We start from the raw sequence: 5,275 nt of genomic DNA on the forward strand, positions 1-5,275 counted from the left end.
CTGGCCAGAAAGCTGGCCAGGATCGCCTGGGGTGTCTTCAAAAGCGGCCGGGACTTCGATCCGGCCATGCTGAAGGTGGGTCAAGCCTGCTTCCAGCAGGCTTGACCACGAACATAGGATCTCGACTCTACAACGGCATCCACGCATGGCGTGGATCTACTGCAAGCGGAGTCCTTGAGCCGGGGCGCGCAATCAGCCGCGCGCGAGCGCCAGCAACCGTTCCGCAATCCGTTCCAGCGGCACCTGTTCCTCGGCGGCGCCGAGCTTGAACGCGGCACCGGGCATGCCCCAGACCACGCTGGTGGCCTCGTCCTGCACCAGTGTCGGTGCGCCGGCCTGGCGCATCTCCAGCAGGCCGCGCGCACCGTCATCGCCCATGCCGGTGAGAATGGCACCGATGGCGTTGCCGCCGGCGTTCTGCGCGACCGAGCGGAACAGCACATCCACCGCGGGCTTGTGCCGGTTCACGGCCGGGCCGTCGTCGACCCGGCAACGCCAGCGCGCACCGTCGCGGATGATCCGCAGGTGCTTGCCACCCGGTGGCAGGTAGGCGTGGCCCGGCAGCACGGCTTCGCCGTCGCTGGCCTCGCGCACGGCCATCGCCGAGTGCCGGTCCAGGCGTTCGGCGAAGGCGCTGCTGAAGCTGGCCGGCAGGTGCTGGGTCATCACCACGGCCGGGCCGTCGGCGGGCATGCCTTCCAGCACCACACGCAGCGCTTCGGTGCCACCGGCCGATGAGCCGATCGCGATCAGCCGGTCGGTGGTGCGGAACTGCGGTGCAGCTGGCCGCATTGCAGGAGCTGCTTCCAGCAGGAGTTTCGGAGCGGCCGCACGCACCAGCGGGCGCACCCGTGAGCGCGCCGCCATCTTGACCTTGGCGATGATCTCGTCGGCGTAGCCCTGCAGGCCGCGCGCCACGTCCAGTTTCGGCTTGGAGACGAAATCCACAGCACCCAACGCCAGTGCCTGCAGGGTGGTGTCGGCGCCGCGTTCGGTCAGCGAGGAGATCATCACCACCGGCAGCGGGTGCAGGCGCATCAGGTTTTCCAGGAACGCCAAGCCGTCCATGCGCGGCATTTCCACGTCCAGGGTGATCACGTCCGGGGCCAGGCGCTTGATCTTCTCGCGCGCCAGCAGCGGGTCGGCGGCGGTGCCGACCACGTCAATGGCGGGATCGCTGGACAGGATTTCCGTGAGCATCTGGCGCACGACGGCGGAGTCGTCGACGATCAGGACCCGGCAGGGGGCGTTGCCGGTCAGGGTCATTCGAACAGCTCCACGCCACCGGTGACCGGGGCCTTGGACAGGCGTGCACGCACGGCCGATTCGGTCGCGGCCACTTCGGCTTCGTGTGCGTGCGGCAGGCGCTGCACCACCACGCGGCCGGTATCGGCGAAGAACCAGATCTTGCGCGGATGAATGCCGCACAGGTCCTCGGCGATGATCGGGATGTGCTCGGCCTGCAGGTACTGGCGCACGAACTCGGCGTTGCGGGTGCCGACCGGGTTGCTGGTGAAACCCTTCAGCACGTTGGCACCACCGAACACCTTGGCTTCGATGCGCTTGCGGTGTGCGCCGCGCTTGAGCATGTCGTTGATCAGCAGTTCCATCGCATAGCTGCCGTAGCGCGCGGGTGCGCCGTCGCCGGCGTTGCCTTCGGGCAGCAGGAAGTGGTTCATGCCGCCGATCTTCAGCACAGGGTCGCGCAGGCAGGCCGCCACGCAGGAACCCAGCGTGGTGGTCAGCGCAGTGGTGTCATCGACCACCAGGTACTGGGTCGGCAGCAGCTTGGCCGCAATGGTCTTGAAGCGCGCGTCCTGGTAACGCATCACATCATCGGTGCGCAGCGATGCGTTCATGCGCCTGCCTTTGCCGCACGGCGGTACAGGGTGCGTCCGCAGGGCTGGATCAGGTCGGCGGCATGCAGGTAGTTCTCCGAGTGGCCGGTGTAGAGCAGGCCGTCGTCGGACAGGTGCTGCACCAGCCGGCCCAGGATCGCGCGCTGGGTTGGCTTGTCGAAGTAGATCATCACGTTGCGGCAGAACAGCGCGTCGAACGGGCCGCCGACGTCGTAGCGCGGAGCGAGCAGGTTCAATGGGCGGAACTCGATCAACTCGCGCAGCGCCGGCAACACGCGGCACTGGCCCTCGTTGGGGCCGCTGCCGCGCTGGAAGTAGCGGCGGCGCAGATCCGGATCGAGGCTGGTGACGCGGTCGATGTTGTAGACGCCACGGCCGGCCGTGGCCAGCACCTGGGTATCGACGTCGGTGGCGATGATGCGTACCGGTGGCTTCAGGGTGCCGAAGGCTTCGCAGGCGGTGATCGCCATCGAGTAGGGCTCTTCGCCGGTGGAGGCGGCGCACGACCACAGCAGCAGCGGCGCGCGGCTGGAGCGCTGCTGCAGCTCCTCGCGCAGCTTGTCGAAGTGGTGCGGCTCACGGAAGAACGAGGTCAGGTTGGTGGTCAGGGCGTTGGTGAACGCTTGCCACTCGTCGCCGTCTTCCTGCTCCAGATGGTCCAGGTACTGCTGGAAGCTGCGCATGCCCAGCGTGCGCAGGCGGCGCGACAGGCGGCCGTACACCATGTCGCGCTTTGCCGGGGCGAGGGCAATGCCCACGCGCTGGTAGATCAGGTCGCAGACGCGGCGGAAATCACGGTCGGCGAACTCGAATTCGCGTGGGCCGGTGACGATGGGAGTAGGACTTTGCACGGGGGACGTGTCCATCGGCAGAGGCGGCGGCCGAAGCCGCCGCGGGTGGGTCTCAGAATTCCTGCCAGTCGCTGTCGCTGGCGACGAAGGTACTGGCGTTGCTGCCGGTGCGGCGAACCGGTGCTGGCGTCGGAGCCGGCCGCGGACGCGCCACGGCGGCGGCAACATGCACCGGCTCGACACGCGCGGCCACTGCCTTCATCGCGGCCGAGACCTGGTTGTCCAGGCGGAAGATCGCCACGGCGTCGGCCAGCTGGCCAGCCTGTTCTTCCATCGCACGTGCGGCGGCGGTGGCTTCTTCCACCAGCGCAGCATTCTGCTGGGTGGTCTCGTCCATCTGCACCACGGTCTGGTTGACCTGCTCGATGCCGGCACTCTGTTCCTGCGACGCTGCGGAGATCTCGGCCATGATGTCGGTCACGCGCTGCACCGAGGCGACGATCTCGCCCATGGTGCTGCCGGCCTGGTGCACCAGGCTGGAGCCTTCGGCGACCTTGCCGACGGAGTCGTCGATCAGGCCCTTGATCTCCTTGGCGGCCGCAGCCGAGCGCTGGGCGAGGGTGCGCACTTCGCTGGCGACCACGGCGAAGCCACGGCCCTGTTCACCTGCGCGGGCAGCTTCCACTGCAGCGTTCAGCGCCAGGATGTTGGTCTGGAAGGCGATGCCGTCGATGACCGAGATGATCTCGGCGATCTTCTTCGACGAGGCTTCGATGGCCGACATGGTGGTGACCACCTGGCCGACCACTTCACCGCCCTGCGAGGCGACGCCATGCGCGCCGATGGCAAGCTGGTTGGCCTGGCGGGCGTGTTCGGCGTTCTGGCGCACGGTGGAGGTCAGTTCCTCCATCGACGCGGCGGTTTCTTCCAGATTGGCGGCCTGCTGCTCGGTGCGGCGCGACAGGTCACTGTTGCCCGAGGCGATCTCGCCGGCGGCGAGGGTGATGCTGGACGCGCTGGCCTGGATCTGGCCGACGATCTGGGTCAGCTGGGTGACGGTGGTGTTGGCGTCGTCCCGCATGCGTGCGAACACGCCCTGGTAGTCGCCGTGCATGCGCGCGGTCAGGTCGCCTTCGGCGATGGCCGACAGCAGCTGCGAGAGCTTGCCGAGGTTGTCATCGCTGACCGCCATCATTGCGTTGAGGTTTTCCAGCATCAGGCGGAAATCGTGATCGAAGCGCTGCGCGTCGCCACGGCGGCTGAAGTCGCCTGCGGCGGCGGCACTGGCCAGCTGCTTGATCTCGGCGTTGATGCGGCCGAGGTTGGCCTTGACCGTGTCGACGGTGGTGGTCATCGCGGCCTTCTCGCCGGGGTAGCGCGCGACGTCGCGGCTCAGATCGCCCACCGCGTACTGCTGCACCACGTCCAGCACATCGTGCAGGGTCTGCACGTGGCCGCCGACCAGAGCATTGGTTTCCTGCACCATCAGCCCGTACTCGCCGGGGAAGGCGCTGGCATCGATGCGGTAGCTCAGTTCGCCGCCGTCGTGGCGACGCGCCATCTCGCGCTGGCCGCTGATCACCGCGTGCAGCTGCTGCTGCATGCCGGACATGGCGTCCAGCAGGCGGCCGGTCTCGTCATGCGGCTGCGGGCCGATGTGGCTGTCCAGCTTGCCGCGGGCGATACCCTCGGCGACGGCCGTTGCCTGCTTCAGCGGTACGGCGATGCGGTTGCCGATGAGCCAGCTCAGGGCCAGCACGATCAGTACCAGCACGCCACCGGAGACGGCCATGATGGCGGTGAACACCAGTGCCTGCTTCTGCACGTCGTCCATGTAGACGCCACTGCTGACCACCCAGTTCCAGGGCGCGAACAGGCCGGCGTAAGCCACCTTCTCGACCTCGCCCTTGCTGCCGGGCTTGGCCCAGCGGTAGTTGACGAAGCCGCCACCGGCCTTGGCTGCTTCCACCTGGTCGTAGTAGATGCGCACGCCGTCGTCGGTGCGGAAATCCTTCATGTCCTTGCCGACCAGGTCCTTGCGGAACGGGTGCATCAGCAGGCGGTAGCCGGTGTCGTAGATGTTGAAATAGTAGGCATCATTATCGGCGCGCATCACTTCCAGCGCCTGCAGGGCAGCGGCCTTGGCAGCGTCCTCGCTGAGCTCGCCGGTACCGGCCAGGCGATGGTAGTGCTGGAGGATGCCGTAGCTGAGTTCGACCTGGGTCTTCAGCGCGGTCTTGCGGGTCTCGGTCAGGTCGAGGTACTGCATGCGGGCGGCGATCACCGAGAGCGCGATCACGCCAAGCGCGATGAGCAGCGTCAGCAGGTTGAGCTTGCGCCGGACGGAGAGGTTGCTGAAGTAGTGTTGCCAGCGATGCATGAGATTCATCGAGCAGGACCAGGTCGAAGCGGGCGGGCGGCGCCGTGCCGGTCACAGCGGGACAAGCGGTGACAACCCCGTTATCGGCCGCGGGGGCGGGGGATTGAGGTGCGGTGTCCGAACGTATTCAGGTTTCCTTGCGGCGGCGGCGGCTGCGGCGCTGCCTGCGGCAGGCTTTTGAAGCAACAGCAACAGCAACAGCAACAGCGGTTGGTCGGCTCTGAATTTTCAGTGGGAGGCTGGGT

Annotated in this window: 4 protein-coding genes; all 4 read right to left on the reverse strand. The window is 67.3% G+C overall.

The annotated features are described in order from the left end of the window. Nucleotides 1-192 precede the first annotated feature (192 nt). From V3B25_RS22255 to V3B25_RS22270, 4 genes are read right to left on the reverse strand one after another with little or no spacing between them, the layout of a single operon-like run. The gene (locus V3B25_RS22255) at nt 193-1,266 is read right to left on the reverse strand and encodes a chemotaxis response regulator protein-glutamate methylesterase (RefSeq protein WP_134950757.1); all 1,074 of its coding nucleotides are present in this window, start codon (nt 1,264-1,266) and stop codon (nt 193-195) included. Next, nucleotides 1,263-1,859: a chemoreceptor glutamine deamidase CheD gene (cheD, locus tag V3B25_RS22260; RefSeq protein ID WP_008264676.1), complete on the reverse strand. Its 597-nt coding sequence runs from the start codon at nt 1,857-1,859 to the stop codon at nt 1,263-1,265. Before cheD ends, V3B25_RS22255 begins: the two co-directional genes overlap by 4 nt. Beyond that, the gene (locus V3B25_RS22265) at nt 1,856-2,725 is read right to left on the reverse strand and encodes a CheR family methyltransferase (RefSeq protein ID WP_049424622.1); all 870 of its coding nucleotides are present in this window, start codon (nt 2,723-2,725) and stop codon (nt 1,856-1,858) included. The genes cheD and V3B25_RS22265 overlap by 4 nt, the downstream gene beginning before the upstream one ends. Nucleotides 2,726-2,762: 37 nt before the next feature. Further along, a complete protein-coding gene (locus V3B25_RS22270) occupies nt 2,763-5,039 on the reverse strand; it encodes a methyl-accepting chemotaxis protein (protein WP_329811559.1) in 2,277 nt (758 codons plus the stop codon). Nucleotides 5,040-5,275: the final 236 nt, after the last annotated feature.

This window comes from Stenotrophomonas sp. SMYL8, from assembly GCF_036320065.1.
Classification (GTDB): Bacteria; Pseudomonadota; Gammaproteobacteria; order Xanthomonadales; family Xanthomonadaceae; genus Stenotrophomonas; species Stenotrophomonas maltophilia_A.

What these genes read in the sequence shown, in the direction of transcription:
- V3B25_RS22255 (WP_134950757.1), bottom strand. Translation starts at nt 1,266, where the DNA reads ATGACCCTGACCGGCAACGCCCCCTGCCGGGTCCTGATCGTCGACGAC.
- cheD (WP_008264676.1), bottom strand. Translation starts at nt 1,859, where the DNA reads ATGAACGCATCGCTGCGCACCGATGATGTGATGCGTTACCAGGACGCG.
- V3B25_RS22265 (WP_049424622.1), bottom strand. Translation starts at nt 2,725, where the DNA reads ATGGACACGTCCCCCGTGCAAAGTCCTACTCCCATCGTCACCGGCCCA.
- V3B25_RS22270 (WP_329811559.1), bottom strand. Translation starts at nt 5,039, where the DNA reads ATGAATCTCATGCATCGCTGGCAACACTACTTCAGCAACCTCTCCGTC.